The sequence below is a fragment of the Pseudomonas sp. Lz4W genome, assembly GCF_000346225.2.
Taxonomy (GTDB): Bacteria; Pseudomonadota; Gammaproteobacteria; order Pseudomonadales; family Pseudomonadaceae; genus Aquipseudomonas; species Aquipseudomonas paraversuta.
The window spans coordinates 738,903-757,292 of the sequence record NZ_CP017432.1 but is presented as its reverse complement, the minus strand read 5'-3'; the positions used below and the strand labels follow the sequence as shown (position 1 = coordinate 757,292).

The following is an 18,390-nucleotide window of genomic DNA, read 5'->3' as shown; positions in this document are numbered from 1 at the left end:
TAGCTTTTACACCTCCCGCAACGTCTATCTGACGAGGCCACAATTATGTCCAGCCGCCTGAACCCAGATGATCAAAAGCATGTCGAAGAGTACCTGCAACTGCCACAAAACCAGGTTGAGCGCCGGCCTTTCAGGCCCTTGCTGCTCCTTGGTGTGGTGGTGATCGTGGTCATTGGCATGGGCTTTTTGAGCCGCCTCCTGAGTTATCTGGCGCTATGAGCTGCATTGCGCTCGCCCGGATCGTTGCAACACAGAATTTTTCAAGCCTTGTGAGTGATACCTATGAACCATCGTATTGTTATCGTCGGCGGCGGTGCCGGCGGTCTGGAGCTGGCTACCCGCCTGGGCAAGACCCTGGGCAAACGCGGCAAAGCCAGCGTGATGCTGGTCGATGCCAACCTGACCCACATCTGGAAACCGCTGCTGCATGAAGTTGCGGCAGGGTCGCTGAACTCCTCCGAAGACGAGCTCAACTACGTCGCCCAGGCCAAATGGAACCATTTCGAATTTCAGCTGGGCCGTATGAGCGGGCTGGATCGTGAGCAGAAAAAGATCTCATTGTCGGCAACTCTCGACGAAAATGGTCAGGAACTGGTGCCCGCCCGCGAGCTGGGCTACGACACGCTGGTGATTGCGGTGGGCAGCACCACCAACGACTTCGGGACCAAGGGCGCGGCTGAGCATTGCCTGTTTCTGGATACCCGCAAGCAAGCCGAGCGTTTTCATCAGCAATTGCTTAACCATTATCTGCGCGCCCATGCCGGGCAAACCGATGTGGTCGAGCAGATCAGTGTGGCCATCGTCGGCGCCGGCGCGACCGGTGTCGAGCTGGCCGCCGAACTGCATAACGCGGCACATGAACTGGCCGCATATGGCCTGGACCGCATCAAGCCGGAAAACATGCACATCACCCTGATTGAAGCCGGGCCACGGGTTTTGCCCGCGCTGCCGGAACGCATTGGCGGCCCTGTGCATAAAACCCTGGAGAAGCTCGGGGTCACCGTTCTGACCAACTCAGCGGTGAGCGAAGTGACTGCTGACAGCTTGATCACCAAGGACGGTCAGGTCATTCCTGCGAGCCTGAAGGTTTGGGCGGCAGGGATCCGCGCACCGGGGTTTCTTCAAGAAATTGCAGGGCTGGAAACCAATCGCATCAACCAGCTGGTGGTTCGCCCTACGCTGCAAACCACCCGCGACGACAACATTTTTGCCTTTGGCGATTGTGCTGCCTGCCCGCAGCCGGGTACCGACAAGATGGTCCCACCTCGCGCCCAGGCTGCCCACCAGCAAGCCTCGCTGCTGGCCAAGTCGCTGAAACTGCGGATTGAAGGCAAGTCGCAACTGCCTGATTACCACTACCGTGATTACGGCTCGCTCATTTCACTGTCGAGCTTCTCGGCTGTGGGTAACTTGATGGGTAGCCTGATGGGAAGCGTCATGCTGGAAGGCTGGCTGGCCCGGATGTTTTACATCTCGCTGTACCGCATGCACCAAATGGCGCTGTACGGAACGTTCCGCACCTTGATGCTGATGCTCGGCAGCAGGATCGGACGCGGTACAGAGCCACGACTGAAACTGCACTGATCACCACTAAACCTGCAGGCGCTTGCTCGGGGCATTTTCGAACAGCTCGCGAGCAAGCTCGCTCCTACAGGGGCGGCTGATGCTCAGAGAGCATAATTACGCACCACAAACTGCGCCGGCTTGTTGCACGCCGAATATGTGGGAGCCGGCCTGACCAGGTGTCTTCATCGCTGGCAAGTCAGCTCCCACAAAGCCCCATGCCAACCCGTCCAGTTTTTCGCAGGCATAAAAAAAGCGACCCGAAGGTCGCTTTTTTTATTGGCCGCTGATGAGAATGTCATCAGTGCCTTATTTTCGCACCCGCTACTGCTGGGCTGAAAATGGTCGGGGTAAGGGGATTCGAACTCCTGACATCCTGCTCCCAAAGCAGGCGCGCTACCGGACTGCGCTATACCCCGGTAAAAAAAAGGCACCTTCTAGAGGCGCCTTCTGCGATCAGTGCTTTTGGCCTCTGATCTTAAGATCTAGCTCCAGAACTAACTGAAGCCAAAAATGGTGGGTCGTGTGGGATTCGAACCTACGACCAATTGGTTAAAAGCCAACTGCTCTACCAACTGAGCTAACGACCCAAAAATGGTCGGGGTAAGGGGATTCGAACTCCTGACATCCTGCTCCCAAAGCAGGCGCGCTACCGGACTGCGCTATACCCCGGCTTGAAAATGGCTCCACGACCTGGACTCGAACCAGGGACCCAATGATTAACAGTCATTTGCTCTACCAACTGAGCTATCGCGGAACTACATATTTCAATCTACAACATTGTGACTCTTTGCAACCCTCGTTGACTTCAGCGTATCTCTACGTTGGCGTCTCTGAGGCGGGCCATTCTACAACCTTTCAAACCCTTGTCAACCCTTATTTTTCGTTAGAAGACAATGATTTAGCTCTTCTAGCGGGCTTCTTGGTTTGGGCCAAGTTGCCGTTGCGGGTGACTTACTGCGGGGCGCATCTTACAAGCGTTTTCCTTACAGATCAACACCCTAAGTAAAAAAAGGCCTCGCAATGCGAGGCCTTCCTTAAAACACTGGCGCCGGAGCTTACGCGAAGACGATTTCGTCGTCTTTTACGCTCGCTGTCACAGTGGTGCCAGGCATGAACTGACCCGAAAGAATCAGTTGTGCCAGCGGGTTTTCGATCCAGCGCTGGATCGCACGTTTCAGTGGCCGTGCGCCATATACCGGGTCGTAACCTACTGCGATCAGTTTTTCCAGAGCATCCTTGTCCAGCTCCAGGCTCAGATCGCGTTCTGCCAGACGACTGCGCAGACGGCTCAACTGGATCTCGGCAATGCCGGCGATCTGATCACGGGCCAGAGGCTCGAAGATCACCACTTCGTCGATCCGGTTCACAAACTCCGGACGGAAGTGGGTACTCACCGCATCCATTACCGCAGCCCGTTGTGCTTCGCGATCACCCACCAGCTCCTGGATCTGTGCAGAGCCCAGGTTGGAGGTCATCACGATCACCGTGTTGCGGAAGTCCACTGTACGACCGTGGCTGTCAGTCAGGCGACCGTCTTCAAGCACTTGCAACAGCACGTTGAACACATCCGGGTGGGCCTTCTCGACTTCATCCAGCAGGATTACCGAGTAAGGCTTGCGCCGTACAGCCTCGGTCAAGTATCCGCCTTCTTCGTAGCCCACATAGCCTGGTGGCGCGCCAATCAATCGAGCCACGGAATGTTTCTCCATGAACTCGGACATGTCGATCCGCACCATCGCCTCTTCAGTATCAAAGAGGAACTCTGCCAGCGCCTTGCACAACTCGGTTTTACCCACACCGGTCGGGCCCAGGAACATGAACGAGCCGCTTGGACGGTTCGGGTCGCTCAAGCCGGCACGGGAACGGCGAACCGCGTTGGACACGGCCACAACAGCCTCGTCCTGGCCAATTACACGCTCATGCAGCAAGCTTTCCATCTTCATCAGCTTGTCGCGCTCACCTTCGAGCATCTTGGATACCGGAATACCGGTCCACTTCGACACGACCTCGGCGATCTCCTCTTCGGTCACTTTGCTGCGCAACAACTGATTCTCAGTTTTGCTGCTGTGCTCGTCGACCATCTGCAGGCTGCGCTCCAGATCGGGAATAACCCCGTACTGCAACTCGGCCATGCGGTTGAGGTTGCCGCTGCGACGCGCCACTTCGAGTTCCTGACGCGCTTGCTCGATCTTTTGCTGGATCTGGGCAGAACCCTGCACTTCGGCTTTTTCCGAGGTCCAGATTTCTTCCAGGTCGGAATACTCGCGCTCAAGGCGCTCGATTTCTTCCTGCAATTTCTCGAGACGTTTTTTCGCCGCCTCATCCTCTTCTTTCTTCAGCGCCTGAGCTTCAACTTTCAGTTGAATCAAGCGACGCTCCAGACGGTCCAGCACTTCCGGCTTGGAGTCGATCTCCATGCGGATACGGCTGGCAGCCTCGTCGATCAGGTCAATCGCCTTGTCCGGCAATTGGCGATCAGTGATATAGCGATGGCTGAGTTTGGCCGCGGCAATGATTGCACCGTCGGTGATAGCCACCTTGTGGTGAACTTCATAGCGCTCTTTCAGACCCCGCAAAATTGCGATGGTGTCTTCTTCACTCGGCTCTTCAACCAGCACTTTCTGGAAGCGGCGCTCAAGAGCTGCGTCCTTCTCGATATATTGGCGGTATTCGTTGAGCGTGGTCGCACCCACGCAATGCAACTCGCCCCGGGCCAGCGCAGGCTTGAGCATGTTGCCCGCATCCATTGCGCCTTCGCCCTTACCGGCACCGACCATCACGTGCAGCTCGTCGATAAACAGGATGATCTGCCCTTCCTGCTTCGACAGTTCGTTAAGCAGCGCTTTCAGACGCTCTTCAAACTCACCGCGAAACTTGGCACCGGCAATCAATGCACCGATGTCCAGCGACAGCAGGCGCTTGCCCTTGAGACCATCAGGCACTTCGCCATTGATGATCCGCTGCGCCAAGCCTTCGGCAATGGCAGTTTTACCCACGCCAGGCTCACCGATCAGGACCGGATTGTTTTTAGTCCGGCGCTGCAACACCTGAATGGTACGGCGAATTTCATCGTCACGACCGATCACCGGATCGAGCTTGCCTTCTTCGGCACGCTTGGTCAGGTCGATGGTGTATTTATCCAGCGCCTGACGCGACTCTTCGACGTTCGGGTCGTTGACCGCTTCACCGCCGCGCAAGTTGTTGATGGCGTTTTCCAGAGCTTTCTTGCTCACGCCCTGCCCCAGCAACAACTTGCTCAGTTTGCTGTTGTCGTCCATGGCCGCCAGCAACACCATTTCACTGGTGATGAACTGGTCGCCTTTTTGCTGGGCCAGACGGTCTGCCTGATTCAGCAGACGAGCCAGATCCTGCGACATATTCACGTCGCCAGTAGGATTCTGGATTTTTGGCAACTGATCGAGCTCTTTGGTCAGCTCTTTACGCAGGCTGTTTACATCAAAACCGACTTGCATCAGCAGCGGCTTGATCGAACCGCCCTGCTGATCCAGCAATGCCTGCATCAAGTGCGCCGGCTCAATGGCCGGATGGTCAAGGCCTACAGCCAATGACTGAGCATCGGACAAGGCCAATTGCAACTTGCTGGTTAATCTATCTATACGCATTCGTCACCTTCCTTATGAGCAGGCCGGAGGGATGGAAACTCCTGAATGAAGAAACCTGCCAGATACCATAGTAGATGCGGGCAATTCCGGGAGTTTCAAGCCTGAAGGAAGTGACGTAGATCAGCTAGGCGGTCTTTTCGATCCAGACCAGAGATGCGAAACGGCCAGTACGAGGACTGCGCCGGTAGGAATAAAAACGCGGGTCGCTCACGGTGCAAAAACCACCGCCGTAGACCGCGCCAATCCCAATGCGAGCCAGACGCAGGCGCGCCAGCTCATAGATATCGGCCATAAAACGACCTTGATTGATGCTGGGCACAAAGGCGGCATCAGCATCGGGCAGGTCATTTATAAAGACTTCCCGCACCTCGGCACCGACTTCAAATGCCTTGGGGCCAATCGCCGGGCCCAGCCATACCAGAATCTCCCGGGGCTCAACATTGAGACTCAGGGCTGCTGCTTCAAGTACGCCTGCTGCCAGCCCGCGCCAACCGGCGTGGGCGGCAGCAACCCGGGTTCCGGCGCGATCGCAGAACAGCACGGGCAAGCAATCTGCCGTCATCGCCGTACAGGCAATACCGGGCGTGGCTGTCCAGCTGCCGTCCGCTTCGACGATACGTTCAGGATTGGCAGGCACGACCACAACCCCGTGAACCTGGCTGAGCCAAGCGGGCTGTACGTCGAAAACATGGGTCAGGCGCTGGCGGTTATGTGCAACGGCTACGGGATCGTCGTCGACATGGTCGCCCAGGTTGAAGCTGTCGAACGGCGCCAGACTGACGCCGCCCGCACGGGTGGTCACACAGGCCCTGATGCCTGCCGGCGCTGGCCAGTCAGGAATCAGGAAGGTATTCACCCGACAAATGCCTCTCGGTCTTGCTTGAGCAACGTCAACAGCCAGACAAAATCGTCCGGAAGTGGCGATTCCCAGCTCATGCGCTTACCGGTCGTCGGATGATCCAACTCAAGGAAGCGCGCGTGCAGAGCCTGACGCGGGAAGTTTTTCAGGGATTCGACCATCGTCACACTGGCTGCCGGCGGGATACGGAAGCGACCGCCATAGGCAGGGTCTCCGACCAACGGGAAGTTGATGTGGGACATATGCACACGAATCTGGTGCGTACGACCGGTTTCCAGCTTGACCCGCACATGGGTGTGGGAACGGAAACGCTCAAGCACACGGTAATGACTCACCGCCTGCTTGCCGCCTTCCATTACCGCCATACGCTGGCGTTGCTGGCCGTGACGGCCGATGGGCGCATCGATCTTGCCCCCGGCAGTAACGACACCAATGACAATGCACTCATAGATTCGGCTGACACTGCGGCTCTGCAACTGTGTAACCAGTTGCGTCTGCGCCTGGATGGTCTTGGCGACCACCATCAGACCGGTGGTGTCTTTGTCCAGACGGTGCACGATCCCCGCACGCGGCACATTAATAATGTCCGGTACGTGATGCAGCAACGCATTGAGCAAAGTACCGTCGGCATGCCCGGCAGCCGGGTGTACCACCAAGCCGGCAGGCTTGTTGATAACCAGGATGTCATCGTCTTCGTAAACGATATCCAGAGGAATGTCTTGGGCGACCCACTCACCCTGGGCTTCCTGCTCGGCAGTCAACTCCAGGATGGCGCCACCATGCACGATGTCACGGGGGCGGATGACCGCTCCGTCCACAGTGAGGCGGCCGTCTTTGATCCAGGCGGAAAGGCGCGAGCGCGAGTGCTCAGCGAATAATTGTGCGGCGACTTGATCGAGGCGTTGGCCACCCAGTTCGGACGGCACCTCTTCGCGAAGTTGAATTTTCTCGGACATGCTCATCAGGACCGCGCCAAGCCTTTGGTTTCGGCTGCGCGCTTGTGGTTAAATACGGCGTCTTTTGCCCCGAGGCTTTTCACGGGGCGCTCATCATAACAGGACGGACCCGCCCAAGACAGCGGCCGTCATAGGGACGCAAGCCGCCATGCAAGTGAGACACCTGCTGCTGATCGCCATCCTCGCACTGACCGCCGCCTGCTCGTCGACAAAAGAAGTCGTGGACGACAACCTGAGCGAAGTCGAGCTGTACCAGCAGGCGCAGGCCGACCTGGATAACCACAGCTATACCAGTGCTACCGCCAAGCTGAAGGCTTTAGAGTCGCGCTATCCGTTCGGACGCTATGCCGATCAGGCCCAGCTCGAACTGATCTACGCCTACTACAAGAACTCCGAACCGGAAGCTGCCAAGTCCGCTGCCGAGCGATTCATTCGCCTGCACCCACAGCATCCAAACGTTGATTACGCCTATTACCTCAAAGGTTTGACTTCGTTTGACCAGGACGTAGGCCTGCTGGCCCGCTTTCTGCCGCTGGACATGACCAAGCGCGACCCTGGAGCTGCACGCGACTCCTACAACGAGTTTGCCCAGCTCACCAGCCGCTTCCCGAATAGCCGCTACGCTCCCGACGCCAAGCAACGCATGATCTATCTGCGTAACTTGCTGGCTGCGTATGAAATCCACGTAGCCGACTACTACCTGACCCGCCAAGCCTATGTAGCTGCTGCCAACCGTGGTCGCTATGTGGTCGAAAACTTCCAGGAAACCCCTGCAGTCGGCGACGGGCTTGCGGTGATGGTTGAGTCCTATCAGCGCATGCACCTCGATCAACTGGCCAACACCAGCCTCGAAGTACTGAAAGACAACTACCCGAACCACCCAAGCCTGGTTGACGGTCAGTTTGTGCCACAGGTTTCCGACTCGGATAACCGCTCCTGGTTGAGCAAGGCCACACTGGGCCTGATCGAATCCAGCACACCGCTGCCACCGGGTGAAACCCGTGCCAACCTGGACATCAAGAAGCAGTATCAGGATGCCAAAGACGCGATCCCGTCTGATCTGAAGCCTAAAGATGCTGACGGCAATGTCATTCCGGAGCCTGAGCCGGAAGGTCCAAGCCGCTCCTGGTTCAGCTACATGACCCTGGGTCTGTTCGACTAATCGTCCAGCCCATGTAAAAAGAGCCCTGCGGGGCTCTTTTTTTATGTTCGATTTGGTCCTGTGCGCCTGCCAATAGCTTGGCTAAACTGGCGCATCTTTTCTCGAATAGCGAATAACCATGCTTCGTTTACTGATCTGGGCTGCTTTGATTGCTGCTGGCGTGTGGTTTTGGCGCAAGTACAAAGCCGGGCTGGCAACCACTAAGAACCCGGTCGACCCGGGTGCTCAACCCATGGTTCGTTGCGCCCACTGCGGAGTTCACCTGCCCCGCGATCGCGCCCTGCACCAGCAGCAAGAGTGGTATTGCACGCAAAACCATCTGGAACAAGGACCAAAGCCCCGGGATTAAAGCCAGCACCCCGGACTTGCGGGAGCCGGCTTGCCGGCAATAGCCGCCAATTGCGGGCTCCCACAGGCTTCAAGCAATATTCTGGATGCGTCCTTGCGGTGCATAGGGCGCCGGATCGATGATCGGTTCACGCCCCAGAAGCAAGTCGGCGAACAACTGACAGGACGCCGGAGCCAGTACCAGCCCATTGCGATAGTGCCCGCAGTTCAGCCACAACCCGCCAACACCTGCGACCCGGCCAATATATGGAATTCCCTCAGGCGAGCCCGGCCGTAATCCCGCCCAATGCCCCACCGGCTGCACACCGGCCAGAGCCGGAATCAGCTCGATCGCAGACGCCTGCAGGCTTTCCAGGGCTGTTCGGGTCGGGGTTTTATCGAAACCTTCGTGCTCGAGGGTGCTACCAATCAAGACATGCCCGTCACGCCGCGGAATCGCGTAGCGTCCTTTGGCCAGCACCATGCAGGACAAGAAGTCAGGTGCGCACTTGTAAAGAATCATCTGCCCTTTGACAGGCACTACCGGCAATTCAAGGCCCAGACTACTGAGCAGTTCACCGCTCCAGGCACCTGCCGCCAGCACCACCTCATCGCCGCGAATGTCCCCCTGAGCCGTGCTCACGCCGCAGACATTCTCGCCCTCACGGATAAATCCCAGAACCTCGCACTGCTCATGGATGGTGACATTGGGCATGGCTTGCAACGCGGCCTTCAGTGATTTAACCAGCCGCGGATTACGCACATTGGCCACTTCGGCCATGTAAATGGCCCTTGAATAACCGCCCCCCAATACCGGTACAGCCCCTTCAACCGCAGAGATTTCGACCGTACTCAAGGGCCGGCCTTCACGCTTGGCCCACACCAGGGCTTGCGCCTCGTCTTCAAGGTCAAGCCAGTACAAACCGGTGGTGTGAACTTCAGGATCTACACCTGTAGCGGCAAACAAACGTTCTGCCAACTGTGGATAAAAGTCCTGCGACCAGTGAGCCAGGGCTGTAACAGCCGGGTTGTAGCGCCAGGGATAAAGCGGAGAAACGATCCCGCCACCGGCCCAGGAGGACTCCTGCCCGACAGCACTCTGGTCAAGAAGCGTTACCTGCCCGACTTCGGCTGCCAGATTGAACGCTGTCAGCAGCCCGATAACGCCGCCCCCTACAATCACTACGCGTTGTTGCTTAGCCATCAATCAACTCAGCCCAAAATGAAAATAAATTGTTAGCGCCCCCAACACTGCTGCACTGTCAGGTCCGGAGCGGCCTGGGTAATTGCGGTCAAACCGGTATGGGCCAAGGTGAAATTCCCACACGCATCGTCCGCCATGGACGAGCCCGCTCTGCGGGTAGCCGTCAGCAAGAAGGCATGATCAGCGAGGTCGTGGGTAATCAGATAGTGCTCGTTGCCCGAACCAAGATTTTCCGCCCCACTGTATAAACCTTTTTTCGTATAAAAACGCTCCAGACTTTGGGATTGCTCCGACAACAAGACCACTATTTGAGCGCGGTAGGCACGCTGGACCGAGCCGCTGTAAACCGGATAAACCACTGCCCCAAGAAAACCGACGATTGCCACCACGATAACGAGTTCGATCAGGGTAAAGCCTGCCCCATGCCTGCGCATCACGCCCTCCTACTGGATTTGCCGCCACATGATCCTGCTCAATTGCCGGGAGCCTGCCCCACCCTCTTCGGCATCCTCGTCCTGATAATGCGCATAAACACTCTCCAGGACGGTACGTGACTGCCCGTACAGGCCAATGCCCGTGACGCGGTACAAACGGGTCAAAGTGGTCGCAGGAAAATCTGCCGGGGCAATGCTCAAACCAAGGTTCTGGAGACCGTAGAGCCCATCCGCAGCTCCTATCCAGTGAACTGCGGATACCGGGTGTATTCCGGGTGATAGCTGAGTGCGCACCTCTGCTGGCGGGGCGCATCTTGCAGGTGAGCTGCAGACCGCGATTGCGGACCACTGCAGAGCCACCCAGGACTCACCGCTGCGCAGTGCAGTTTCGGCAGCCTGAAATGAATGATTGGCATGCTGGACGCTGCCGGTCATTTTCTCCTGCTGCACTGCAGTCTCCATGGCGGTCAGGCCAAGCAGAGTGAGTAACAGCAAGAAAACCATACTGGCCAATAGCGCCACGCCGCGTTGCGTGCTCGAAGAAAAACACATGACGCGCCCTACGCCAGTCGATTACGTAGAGCCACCAGCACGTTATAGCCCTGATCTTTTACCCGCCCCCCGGGATCTCGCAAGACCAGGGCGATACGCACGCTGCGGATACCGGCCACATCGGCAGGACTGTCTTCATAGCGCAAAACTGACTGCGTGCTCGAGGAATCGGCCACCCCAAAGCTCACGTCAAACGCCGCCACATTGTCCAGCAACACGGCATTATTGGCCCCGGACTTCAATTGCCCGTTTTCAAAACGGTAATGCAGCTCACGCAGGGCAAAGGCTATTTCACCGGGTGCCAGAGACAGTCGCGCCCCGCTGTATGCCTGCGCGAACGTCGTACAGTCGGATATGACGGTCCAGTCGGGCTTTGCTCCCTGAAGGCCTATGTCAGCGCTGATCATATGTAACGACCTGGATCCCTTCGGCCCCTGCCAGGAGATAGGTCTCTGAAAAGCGGAAGGTGCATCAATGATGCGATCAGTCGACAGACAACCGAACATGCCGACCATACGAACTTCCTGAGCGATTTTGCTCAGCACGTAGCGCGCGTCTTCTTGTAGCGACGCGGATGATCGCTGGCTGGCGTAGGTTTCGCGCGCGCTTAAAAAAACTTCGGTCAGCCCCAGCACCACCAGCAAACCCAACCCCAGCGACAGCATCAGCTCAATCAGGCCAAACCCCGCTTCAGGACGCCTCACGACGCACGCTCAATGGCATCTGCTGCCACTCGACTGGTCAGCGTAAAGGTTCGAAGCGAACCGGGGCTATTGCTGGCGCGCGAGTCATCCCACTCCAGGGTGATGGTCACCTGCTGACCACTGAGCGCGATGGCTCCCTTGGCACTTGCACCGCCGAACTGAAGAATATTGCGTTTGAAATCATTCAGATCCTGCCCCAGCACGCTCCCCGGGCCGGCAACCCCCTGCTGCAGGTCCGCCCCTGAAAAACTGTAGTCCGCGCCAGCGTTGGCACGAATCCGATCGAGCATGTCGTAGGCAATAAAATTGGCCTGGGTGCTCATCATTGCGCTGTCAGTGTGTTTGAGGGCATTGAGCTGAGCCACGGCGCCCCCCAGCAGGCCCCCGGATAAAATCAACGTCGCGACCAGAACCTCGATCAGGGTCATTCCGGTTTGACGGTTTTTTTCAGATCGAAACATGTGTGCCATCCCTGAGCATTTTCCTGGCGCCACGTCCTGCGTCGCCATAACCAGAGCCTAGTCTGGCGAGATGGTTCTACATGTAGGAGTGCGCCTAAGACGCGCGAGGACAGTTCGTCTGATCAAGTACGCCACGGGACAGGCAATACAGCTTAAACATGATGAAACCGTTGCCCGGCCAGGTCGTCTTTTTTCTGATCTATACATCAAAGGGCGCAAGGATTGCGCATGGTCACGGAGGACATCATGAAGCAACGAGGCATGAGCCTGATCCAACTGTCATTCACGCTGTTGATCGTTGCGCTGACCGTCCAGTTCGCGAGCCCGGTCTACAACACACTTATAGAACAGCAACGGCGCCTGGGCATGGCGGAGCAACTGGCCGGCAGCCTGCGTAATGCCCGCACCGAGGCGCTGGTACGCCATCAATACGTGATCGTACAGGCACAGGAACAAGACTGGAGCCGAGGCTGGAAGACCATTCTGGATCTGAGCGGCCAGGGCCATCTCGATCCGGACAATCCGGTGCTGGCCGAGAGGCAAGGCAGCTTTCAGGTACCGATTGCCGGTAATACGCCCGTTAAGAGCTACGTCCGGTTCAACCCGCTGGGTGAACCTTTGCTGATCGGCGGAGCGTTTCAGGCCGGGACGTTGCATGTTTGCCAGGCACAGACAGCCCTGAGTCACTATCAAGTGGTACTGGCAAAAAGTGGGCGTATCAGCTTGCGCCGCAATCAGGCGGCGCAAGATTTATGCGCTTAAAGCAGCGAGCGAACGCGCAGCTCTTTAGGCATGGAGAATGTAATGTTCTCTTCGCGACCGGCCAATTCATCAGCGCCCGTTGCGCCCCAGGCATGCAATTGGCGTATCACGCCGCGTACCAGCACTTCAGGCGCCGAAGCACCCGCCGTGATACCAATCGACTCGACCCCTTCAAACCAGCTTTGCTGCAGGTCTTCGGCACCATCAATCAGGTACGCCGGGGTTGCCATGCGCTCGGCCAACTCACGCAGACGGTTGGAGTTGGAGCTGTTGGGGCTGCCCACCACCAACACCACATCACACTCGTCAGCCAGTTGCTTGACGGCGTCCTGGCGGTTTTGCGTGGCGTAGCAGATGTCATTCTTGCGCGGACCGCCAATTGCCGGAAAACGCGCGCGAAGAGCGTCGATCACCCGGCTGGTATCGTCCATCGACAAGGTGGTCTGAGTAACAAACGCCAGTTTTTCCGGGTTGATCACATTCAGGTTGGCGACATCTTTTTCATCTTCGACCAGGTAAATGGCGCCGCCATTCCTGGCATCGTACTGACCCATGGTGCCTTCGACTTCCGGGTGACCGGCATGGCCGATCAGAATGCATTCGCGGCCGTCACGGCTGTAGCGGGCTACTTCGATATGCACCTTGGTAACCAGCGGACAGGTGGCATCGAACACTTTAAGGCCACGGCCTGCAGCCTCGGTACGCACAGCCTGGGAAACACCGTGGGCACTGAAAATGAGGATTACATCGTCCGGCACCTGGTCCAGCTCTTCAACAAAGATTGCGCCACGGGAGCGCAGGTCTTCGACGACAAATTTGTTGTGCACCACTTCGTGGCGAACATAGATAGGCGGACCGAATACTTCCAGAGCGCGATTGACGATTTCAATCGCCCGGTCCACCCCGGCGCAGAAGCCACGGGGGTTGGCGAGTTTGATATGCATGCTGGGCCTCGTGGGACGCGCAGAAAAATAATGCCAATCAGGCCCGGCTTGCGCCGGGCACTGAATTACAGCGCTTTTACGTCTTTGATTTCCACGTCGAACGTCAGGGTCTTGCCTGACAACGGGTGGTTGAAATCGATAGTCACTTGCTCATCGTCAAAAACTTTGACCACACCCGGAAGCTCGGTGTTGGCCGCGTCGTTGAAGATCACCAGCAAGCCTTCCGACAACTCCATGTCCTTGAACTGCGAACGTGGAATTATCTGCACATTTTGCGGGTTTGGCTGGCCAAAGGCGTTTTCCGGAAGGATCTCCAGAGTGCGTTTGTCACCGGCCTTGAAGCCGAACAGAGCGGCTTCAAAACCTGGCAACAGGCTGCCATCACCGACCTTGAAAGTGGCAGGCGACTTGTCGAACGTGCTGTCGACGGTGTCGCCATTTTCAAGACGCAAAGCGAAATGCAGGGTGACTTCTGTGTTCTGGCCAATACGTTGCTCAGTCATGAGCTGACTCTCCGGACTTCTTACTTTTGAACATATCCAGTGCCAGCATTACTGCTCCGACACAAATCGCACTGTCTGCGACATTGAACGCAGGGAACAGTCGATGTTCCCAATGCACCAGAATGAAATCGATCACATGCCCGTAGGCGATGCGGTCATACAGGTTGCCCAGCGCACCGCCCAGGATCAGTGCAAGCCCGATGGCCAGCCAGGTGTCGTTACGTCCAAGACGCTTGAGCCACACCAGCAGGACCCCACTGACGACCACGGCAATCAGGGCAAACAGCCAACGCTGCCAGCCGGAGCTGTCAGCCAGAAAGCTGAAGGCAGCACCCGAGTTATAGGCCAGGGTCCAGCTGAAGAAATCGGGGATCACCACGATTCGCTGATACATCTGCAGGGCGCCATCGAAGTAGGTCTTGCTGGCCTGGTCAATGACCAGGACCAGCAACGTCAACCAGAGCCAGCCCAGGCGCCCGAAGCGCCCGGCATTGCTGGTATTAGGCATAGTGACGTACCTCGCCGGCGCCGCTGATGTTGTCGACACAACGACCGCAGATTTCCGGATGCTCCGGATTCACACCGACGTCTTCGCGGCAATGCCAGCAACGGGCGCACTTGGCGTGTGCCGACTTGACCACTTTGAGCTTGAGGCCCGCGACTTCGGTGACTACTGCATCCGCCGGTGCCTGGACAAACGGCGCAACGCTGGCGGTAGAGGTGATCAGTACGAAACGCAGTTCGTTGCTCAACATGGACAGGTCTGCAGCCAGATCATCTTCGGCAAACAGGGTAACTTCCGCCTGCAGGTTGCCGCCAATGGCCTTGGCCGCGCGCAGGTTTTCCATTTCTTTGTTGACTGCAACCTTGACCGCCATGATTCGCTCCCAGTAGGCGCGATCCATCTCGGTGCCTTCCGGCATCTCGCTCAGGCCTTCGTACCAGGTATTGAGCATCACCGATTCGTTGCGCTCGCCCGGCAGGTATTGCCACAGCTCGTCAGCAGTGAACGACAGGATCGGCGCGATCCAGCGCACCAGCGCTTCGCTGATATGGAACAGCGCGGTCTGGCACGAACGACGGGCCTTGCTGTTGGCGCCAGTGGTGTACTGACGGTCCTTGATGATGTCGAGGTAGAAGCCGCCCAGCTCTTGCACGCAGAAGTTGTGCACCTTGGAGTACACGTTCCAGAAACGGTATTCGCCGTAATGCAGCTCCAGCTCGCGCTGCAGCAGCAGTGCGCGGTCAACCGCCCAACGGTCCAGGGCCAGCATTTCTTCGGCCGGCAGGATATCGGTAGCCGGGTTGAAGCCGCTCAGGTTCGAGAGCAGGAAGCGAGCGGTGTTGCGGATACGCCGGTAGGCGTCCGCACTGCGCTGCAGGATCTGGTCAGAAACCGCGATTTCCCCCGAGTAGTCAGTCGAAGCAACCCACAGACGCATGATGTCTGCACCCAGGGTGTCGTTGACCTTTTGCGGTGCAATCACGTTGCCCAGGGACTTGGACATTTTGCGCCCGGCCTCATCCACGGTGAAACCGTGGGTCAGCAGTTCGCGGTACGGCGCGTGGTTGTCGATGGCGCAACCGGTCAGCAGCGACGAGTGGAACCAGCCACGATGCTGATCGGAACCTTCAAGATAGAGGTCGGCACGCGGACCTGTCTCGTGGCCCATAGGGTGCGAGCCGCGCAGAACATGCCAGTGCGTGGTGCCCGAATCGAACCAGACGTCCAGAGTGTCGCTGATCTTGTCGTACAGCGGCGCTTCGTCGCCCAGCAGCTCGGCAGCATCCATCTTGAACCAGGCTTCAATGCCTTCGACTTCGACGCGCTTGGCCACTTCTTCCATCATTTCGACGGTACGCGGGTGCAGCTCGCCGCTTTCCTTGTTCAGGAAGAACGGTATCGGCACGCCCCAGTTGCGCTGACGCGAGATGCACCAGTCCGGACGGTTGGCGATCATCGAATGCAGGCGGGCCTGGCCCCAGGCCGGAACGAACTGGGTGTCTTCGATGGCCTTGATCGCACGGGTGCGCAAGGTGTCGCCGACAACCGGCTCCTTGTCCATACCGATAAACCACTGCGCGGTTGCGCGGTAGATCAGCGGCGTTTTGTGGCGCCAGCAGTGCATGTAGCTGTGGCTGATGGTTTCAGTGAACATCAGCGAACCGACTTCGATCAGCTTGTCGATGATGTTCTGGTTGGCCTTCCAGATGAACTGGCCACCAAAGAATTCCAGCGACGGTACGTAAACGCCGTTGCTTTGAACCGGGTTGATAATCTCATCGTTGACCATGCCATAGGCTTTGCAGGTCACGAAGTCGTCTACGCCGTAAGCCGGGGCGGAGTGAACCACGCCGGTGCCTGCGCCCAGCTCAACGTACTCGGCCAGATAGACTGGCGACAGACGGTCGTAGAACGGGTGACGGAAGTTGATCAGTTCAAGCGCAGTACCGGTGGTGGTGGCGATGACCGAACCTTGCAGGTTGTAGCGGGCCAGGCTCGACTCGACCAGCTCTTCAGCCAGTACCAGTAACCGGTCGCCCACGTCGACCAGCGCATAGGTGAACTCGGGGTGCACGTTAAGCGCCTGGTTGGCCGGGATGGTCCACGGAGTGGTGGTCCAGATCACGATCGATGTCGGCTTGCTCAATGTCGCCAGACCAAAGGCCTCGGCCAGCCTGGCTTCGTCGGCAATCGGGAATGCAACATCGATGGCCGCGGATTTTTTGTCCTGGTACTCGACTTCCGCTTCAGCCAGGGCCGAACCACAGTCGAAACACCAGTTCACAGGCTTGAGGCCTTTAAACACGAAACCGCCTTTGACGATTTCGGCCAAAGCACGGATTTCACCGGCTTCGTTTTTGAAGTCCATGGTTTTGTACGGGTTGGCAAAATCACCCAGCACACCCAGACGGATGAATTCGGACTTCTGGCCTTCGATCTGCTCGGTGGCATAGGCACGGCAAAGCTCGCGGGTTTTATCCGGGCTCAGGTTTTTACCGTGGGTCACTTCCACCTTGTGCTCGATCGGCAGTCCGTGACAGTCCCAGCCCGGCACGTACGGCGCATCGAAACCCGACAGGGTTTTCGAGCGGATGATCATGTCCTTCAGAATCTTGTTCAGCGCATGACCGATGTGAATCGTGCCGTTGGCGTACGGAGGACCGTCGTGAAGTACGAACTTCGGACGATCCTTGCCAATCTCGCGCAACTTCCCGTACAGGCCAATGCTGTCCCAGCGCTGCAAAATTTGCGGTTCGCGCTGTGGCAGGCCGGCCTTCATTGGGAAGGCTGTGTCCGGAAGGTTTAGCGTGGCTTTGTAGTCGGTCATTTCAGGCTCTTTTTAAGCGGTTGACCCAGCCAATAGGCTCGGGCGGCGGCGACGTCCGCATTGATCGCCGTCTTGAGCGCCTCAAGGGAGGCGAAACGCTGCTCATCACGCAGCTTGTGGTGGAATGCCACGGTCAAACGCCGACCATACAAGTCGCCGGCGTAATCCAACAGATGTACTTCAAGATGGGCGCTGCCATCCCCTGCAACGGTTGGCCTGACGCCAATATTGGCGACGCCCGGCCAGGTTTTCCCGTCGACTTCAACGCTCACCAGATAAACCCCGGTCAACGGAACCCGACGACGCTTGAGCTGGATATTGGCAGTCGGCGTACCCAGCTGGCGCGCCAGCTTCTGCCCGTGCAATACCCTGCCAGCAATTTGAAACGGACGGCCCAGCAAGCGCTCTGCGAGACCGAAGTCAGCACCGGCCAGGGCATCACGCACCTTGGTGCTGCTGATACGTACACCATCAAGTTCAACGGTTTGCGCCGCTTCGACGGTAAAGTTTTGCATGACACCCGCTTGTTGCAGGAAATCAAAGTCGCCGACCCGGTCACAGCCAAAACGGAAGTCGTCACCGACCTCCAGGTGCTGTACACCCAGACCGTCGACAAGAATCGTGTCGACGAACTCGGCAGCACTGAGTTCGCACAGACGTTGATTGAACGCCAGGCACAGCACCCGATCTACCCCGGCGTCAGCCAATAGCTGCAGCTTGTCGCGCAGCCGGGCCAGACGCGCCGGAGCGGTCTCAGGGGCAAAAAATTCGCGCGGCTGCGGCTCAAAAATCACCACGCAGCTGGGCACGCCCAACTCCAGTGCACGTTCACGCAGCCGCTCCAGGATAGCCTGGTGACCACGGTGTACACCGTCAAAGTTGCCAATAGTGGCGACACAGCCCCGATGTTGGGGCCGCAGATTGTGAAGGCCTCGAACCAGCTGCATAACGCGCTTCTTGCTCATAAAGTGGCCGATTATAACCACACCCAGCCCTGTACG

Annotated in this window: 18 protein-coding genes and 4 tRNA genes; 5 read left to right on the top strand and 17 right to left on the bottom strand. The window is 57.7% G+C overall.

The window, feature by feature from the left end; genetic code table 11:
• The first annotated feature begins 45 nt into the window (after window positions 1–45).
• Together B195_RS03665 and B195_RS03660 are read left to right on the top strand one after the other, a co-directional pair.
• A complete protein-coding gene (locus B195_RS03665) occupies window positions 46–219 on the top strand; it encodes a DUF3094 family protein (protein ID WP_003443851.1) in 174 nt (57 codons plus the stop codon).
• 63 nt (window positions 220–282) lie between these two features.
• The gene (locus B195_RS03660) at window positions 283–1,584 is read left to right on the top strand and encodes an NAD(P)/FAD-dependent oxidoreductase (protein WP_003443854.1); all 1,302 of its coding nucleotides are present in this window, start codon (window positions 283–285) and stop codon (window positions 1,582–1,584) included.
• 321 nt (window positions 1,585–1,905) lie between these two features.
• Here the strand turns inward: B195_RS03660 and B195_RS03655 are convergent.
• The 7 genes from B195_RS03655 to rluD all read right to left on the bottom strand — a co-directional run bounded on the left by B195_RS03655 (window position 1,906) and on the right by rluD (window position 7,004).
• Window positions 1,906–1,982 (bottom strand) — tRNA-Pro (locus tag B195_RS03655).
• Between the two features lie 95 nt (window positions 1,983–2,077).
• Window positions 2,078–2,153 (bottom strand) — tRNA-Lys (locus tag B195_RS03650).
• Between the two features lie 5 nt (window positions 2,154–2,158).
• Window positions 2,159–2,235 (bottom strand) — tRNA-Pro (locus tag B195_RS03645).
• 9 nt (window positions 2,236–2,244) lie between these two features.
• Window positions 2,245–2,320 (bottom strand) — tRNA-Asn (locus tag B195_RS03640).
• Between the two features lie 301 nt (window positions 2,321–2,621).
• Window positions 2,622–5,189 (bottom strand): ATP-dependent chaperone ClpB, encoded by a 2,568-nt coding sequence (clpB, locus tag B195_RS03635; protein ID WP_003443858.1) that lies wholly within the window; start codon window positions 5,187–5,189, stop codon window positions 2,622–2,624.
• A gap of 124 nt (window positions 5,190–5,313) precedes the next feature.
• Window positions 5,314–6,045 carry a peptidoglycan editing factor PgeF gene (gene pgeF / locus B195_RS03630; protein WP_003443861.1) on the bottom strand — a complete coding sequence of 244 codons (732 nt, stop codon included), beginning with the start codon at window positions 6,043–6,045 and terminating at the stop codon, window positions 5,314–5,316.
• A complete protein-coding gene (rluD, locus tag B195_RS03625) occupies window positions 6,042–7,004 on the bottom strand; it encodes a 23S rRNA pseudouridine(1911/1915/1917) synthase RluD (protein ID WP_003443864.1) in 963 nt (320 codons plus the stop codon). The genes pgeF and rluD overlap by 4 nt, the downstream gene beginning before the upstream one ends.
• Window positions 7,005–7,152: 148 nt before the next feature.
• Between rluD and B195_RS03620 the strand changes: the two genes are divergently transcribed.
• Both B195_RS03620 and B195_RS03615 read left to right on the top strand, forming a co-directional pair.
• Complete coding sequence (locus B195_RS03620; protein ID WP_003443867.1) at window positions 7,153–8,166, top strand: outer membrane protein assembly factor BamD; 1,014 nt, start codon at window positions 7,153–7,155, stop codon at window positions 8,164–8,166.
• A 118-nt stretch (window positions 8,167–8,284) separates the two neighbouring features.
• Window positions 8,285–8,515 (top strand): PP0621 family protein, encoded by a 231-nt coding sequence (locus B195_RS03615; RefSeq protein ID WP_003443869.1) that lies wholly within the window; start codon window positions 8,285–8,287, stop codon window positions 8,513–8,515.
• A 69-nt stretch (window positions 8,516–8,584) separates the two neighbouring features.
• Here the strand turns inward: B195_RS03615 and thiO are convergent, their stop codons facing one another.
• The 5 genes from thiO to pilV are packed head-to-tail and all read right to left on the bottom strand — an operon-like array spanning window position 8,585 to window position 11,857.
• Entirely contained in the window at window positions 8,585–9,697 is a 1,113-nt protein-coding gene (thiO, locus tag B195_RS03610; protein WP_003443872.1) for a glycine oxidase ThiO, read from the bottom strand.
• A 32-nt stretch (window positions 9,698–9,729) separates the two neighbouring features.
• On the bottom strand, window positions 9,730–10,131 hold the full coding sequence (locus B195_RS03605) for a type IV pilin protein (RefSeq protein ID WP_003443874.1): 402 nt from the start codon (window positions 10,129–10,131) through the stop codon (window positions 9,730–9,732).
• A gap of 9 nt (window positions 10,132–10,140) precedes the next feature.
• Entirely contained in the window at window positions 10,141–10,683 is a 543-nt protein-coding gene (locus tag B195_RS03600; protein WP_003443876.1) for a PilX N-terminal domain-containing pilus assembly protein, read from the bottom strand.
• A gap of 8 nt (window positions 10,684–10,691) precedes the next feature.
• Entirely contained in the window at window positions 10,692–11,387 is a 696-nt protein-coding gene (locus B195_RS03595; protein WP_003443878.1) for a hypothetical protein, read from the bottom strand.
• Window positions 11,384–11,857, bottom strand: a complete 474-nt coding sequence (pilV, locus tag B195_RS03590) for a type IV pilus modification protein PilV (protein ID WP_003443879.1) — start codon at window positions 11,855–11,857, stop codon at window positions 11,384–11,386. The genes B195_RS03595 and pilV overlap by 4 nt, the downstream gene beginning before the upstream one ends.
• A 237-nt stretch (window positions 11,858–12,094) precedes the next feature.
• On the opposite strand from pilV, the gene B195_RS03585 reads away from it, so the two are divergent.
• Window positions 12,095–12,610: a GspH/FimT family protein gene (locus B195_RS03585; RefSeq protein ID WP_029612193.1), complete on the top strand. Its 516-nt coding sequence runs from the start codon at window positions 12,095–12,097 to the stop codon at window positions 12,608–12,610.
• Here B195_RS03585 and ispH read toward each other — a convergent pair.
• The 5 genes from ispH to ribF all read right to left on the bottom strand — a co-directional run bounded on the left by ispH (window position 12,607) and on the right by ribF (window position 18,336).
• The gene (gene ispH, locus B195_RS03580; RefSeq protein ID WP_003443885.1) at window positions 12,607–13,554 is read right to left on the bottom strand and encodes a 4-hydroxy-3-methylbut-2-enyl diphosphate reductase; all 948 of its coding nucleotides are present in this window, start codon (window positions 13,552–13,554) and stop codon (window positions 12,607–12,609) included. The genes B195_RS03585 and ispH overlap by 4 nt on opposite strands.
• Before the next feature lie 65 nt (window positions 13,555–13,619).
• Window positions 13,620–14,057: an FKBP-type peptidyl-prolyl cis-trans isomerase gene (gene fkpB, locus B195_RS03575; RefSeq protein ID WP_003443888.1), complete on the bottom strand. Its 438-nt coding sequence runs from the start codon at window positions 14,055–14,057 to the stop codon at window positions 13,620–13,622.
• Window positions 14,050–14,565 (bottom strand): signal peptidase II, encoded by a 516-nt coding sequence (gene lspA, locus B195_RS03570; RefSeq protein ID WP_003443891.1) that lies wholly within the window; start codon window positions 14,563–14,565, stop codon window positions 14,050–14,052. The genes fkpB and lspA overlap by 8 nt, the downstream gene beginning before the upstream one ends.
• Window positions 14,558–17,389: an isoleucine--tRNA ligase gene (gene ileS / locus B195_RS03565; RefSeq protein WP_003443893.1), complete on the bottom strand. Its 2,832-nt coding sequence runs from the start codon at window positions 17,387–17,389 to the stop codon at window positions 14,558–14,560. The genes lspA and ileS overlap by 8 nt, the downstream gene beginning before the upstream one ends.
• Window positions 17,386–18,336: a bifunctional riboflavin kinase/FAD synthetase gene (ribF, locus tag B195_RS03560; protein ID WP_003443896.1), complete on the bottom strand. Its 951-nt coding sequence runs from the start codon at window positions 18,334–18,336 to the stop codon at window positions 17,386–17,388. The genes ileS and ribF overlap by 4 nt, the downstream gene beginning before the upstream one ends.
• Window positions 18,337–18,390 lie beyond the last annotated feature (54 nt).

Excerpts from the sequence above, each read along its gene's own strand:
- B195_RS03665 (WP_003443851.1), top strand. The coding sequence starts at position 46 with ATGTCCAGCCGCCTGAACCCAGATGATCAAAAGCATGTCGAAGAGTAC.
- B195_RS03660 (WP_003443854.1), top strand. The coding sequence starts at position 283 with ATGAACCATCGTATTGTTATCGTCGGCGGCGGTGCCGGCGGTCTGGAG.
- clpB (WP_003443858.1), bottom strand. The coding sequence starts at position 5,189 with ATGCGTATAGATAGATTAACCAGCAAGTTGCAATTGGCCTTGTCCGAT.
- rluD (WP_003443864.1), bottom strand. The coding sequence starts at position 7,004 with ATGTCCGAGAAAATTCAACTTCGCGAAGAGGTGCCGTCCGAACTGGGT.
- B195_RS03620 (WP_003443867.1), top strand. The coding sequence starts at position 7,153 with ATGCAAGTGAGACACCTGCTGCTGATCGCCATCCTCGCACTGACCGCC.
- B195_RS03615 (WP_003443869.1), top strand. The coding sequence starts at position 8,285 with ATGCTTCGTTTACTGATCTGGGCTGCTTTGATTGCTGCTGGCGTGTGG.
- thiO (WP_003443872.1), bottom strand. The coding sequence starts at position 9,697 with ATGGCTAAGCAACAACGCGTAGTGATTGTAGGGGGCGGCGTTATCGGG.
- B195_RS03605 (WP_003443874.1), bottom strand. The coding sequence starts at position 10,131 with ATGCGCAGGCATGGGGCAGGCTTTACCCTGATCGAACTCGTTATCGTG.
- B195_RS03600 (WP_003443876.1), bottom strand. The coding sequence starts at position 10,683 with ATGTGTTTTTCTTCGAGCACGCAACGCGGCGTGGCGCTATTGGCCAGT.
- pilV (WP_003443879.1), bottom strand. The coding sequence starts at position 11,857 with ATGGCACACATGTTTCGATCTGAAAAAAACCGTCAAACCGGAATGACC.
- B195_RS03585 (WP_029612193.1), top strand. The coding sequence starts at position 12,095 with ATGAAGCAACGAGGCATGAGCCTGATCCAACTGTCATTCACGCTGTTG.
- ispH (WP_003443885.1), bottom strand. The coding sequence starts at position 13,554 with ATGCATATCAAACTCGCCAACCCCCGTGGCTTCTGCGCCGGGGTGGAC.
- fkpB (WP_003443888.1), bottom strand. The coding sequence starts at position 14,057 with ATGACTGAGCAACGTATTGGCCAGAACACAGAAGTCACCCTGCATTTC.
- lspA (WP_003443891.1), bottom strand. The coding sequence starts at position 14,565 with ATGCCTAATACCAGCAATGCCGGGCGCTTCGGGCGCCTGGGCTGGCTC.
- ileS (WP_003443893.1), bottom strand. The coding sequence starts at position 17,389 with ATGACCGACTACAAAGCCACGCTAAACCTTCCGGACACAGCCTTCCCA.
- ribF (WP_003443896.1), bottom strand. The coding sequence starts at position 18,336 with ATGCAGCTGGTTCGAGGCCTTCACAATCTGCGGCCCCAACATCGGGGC.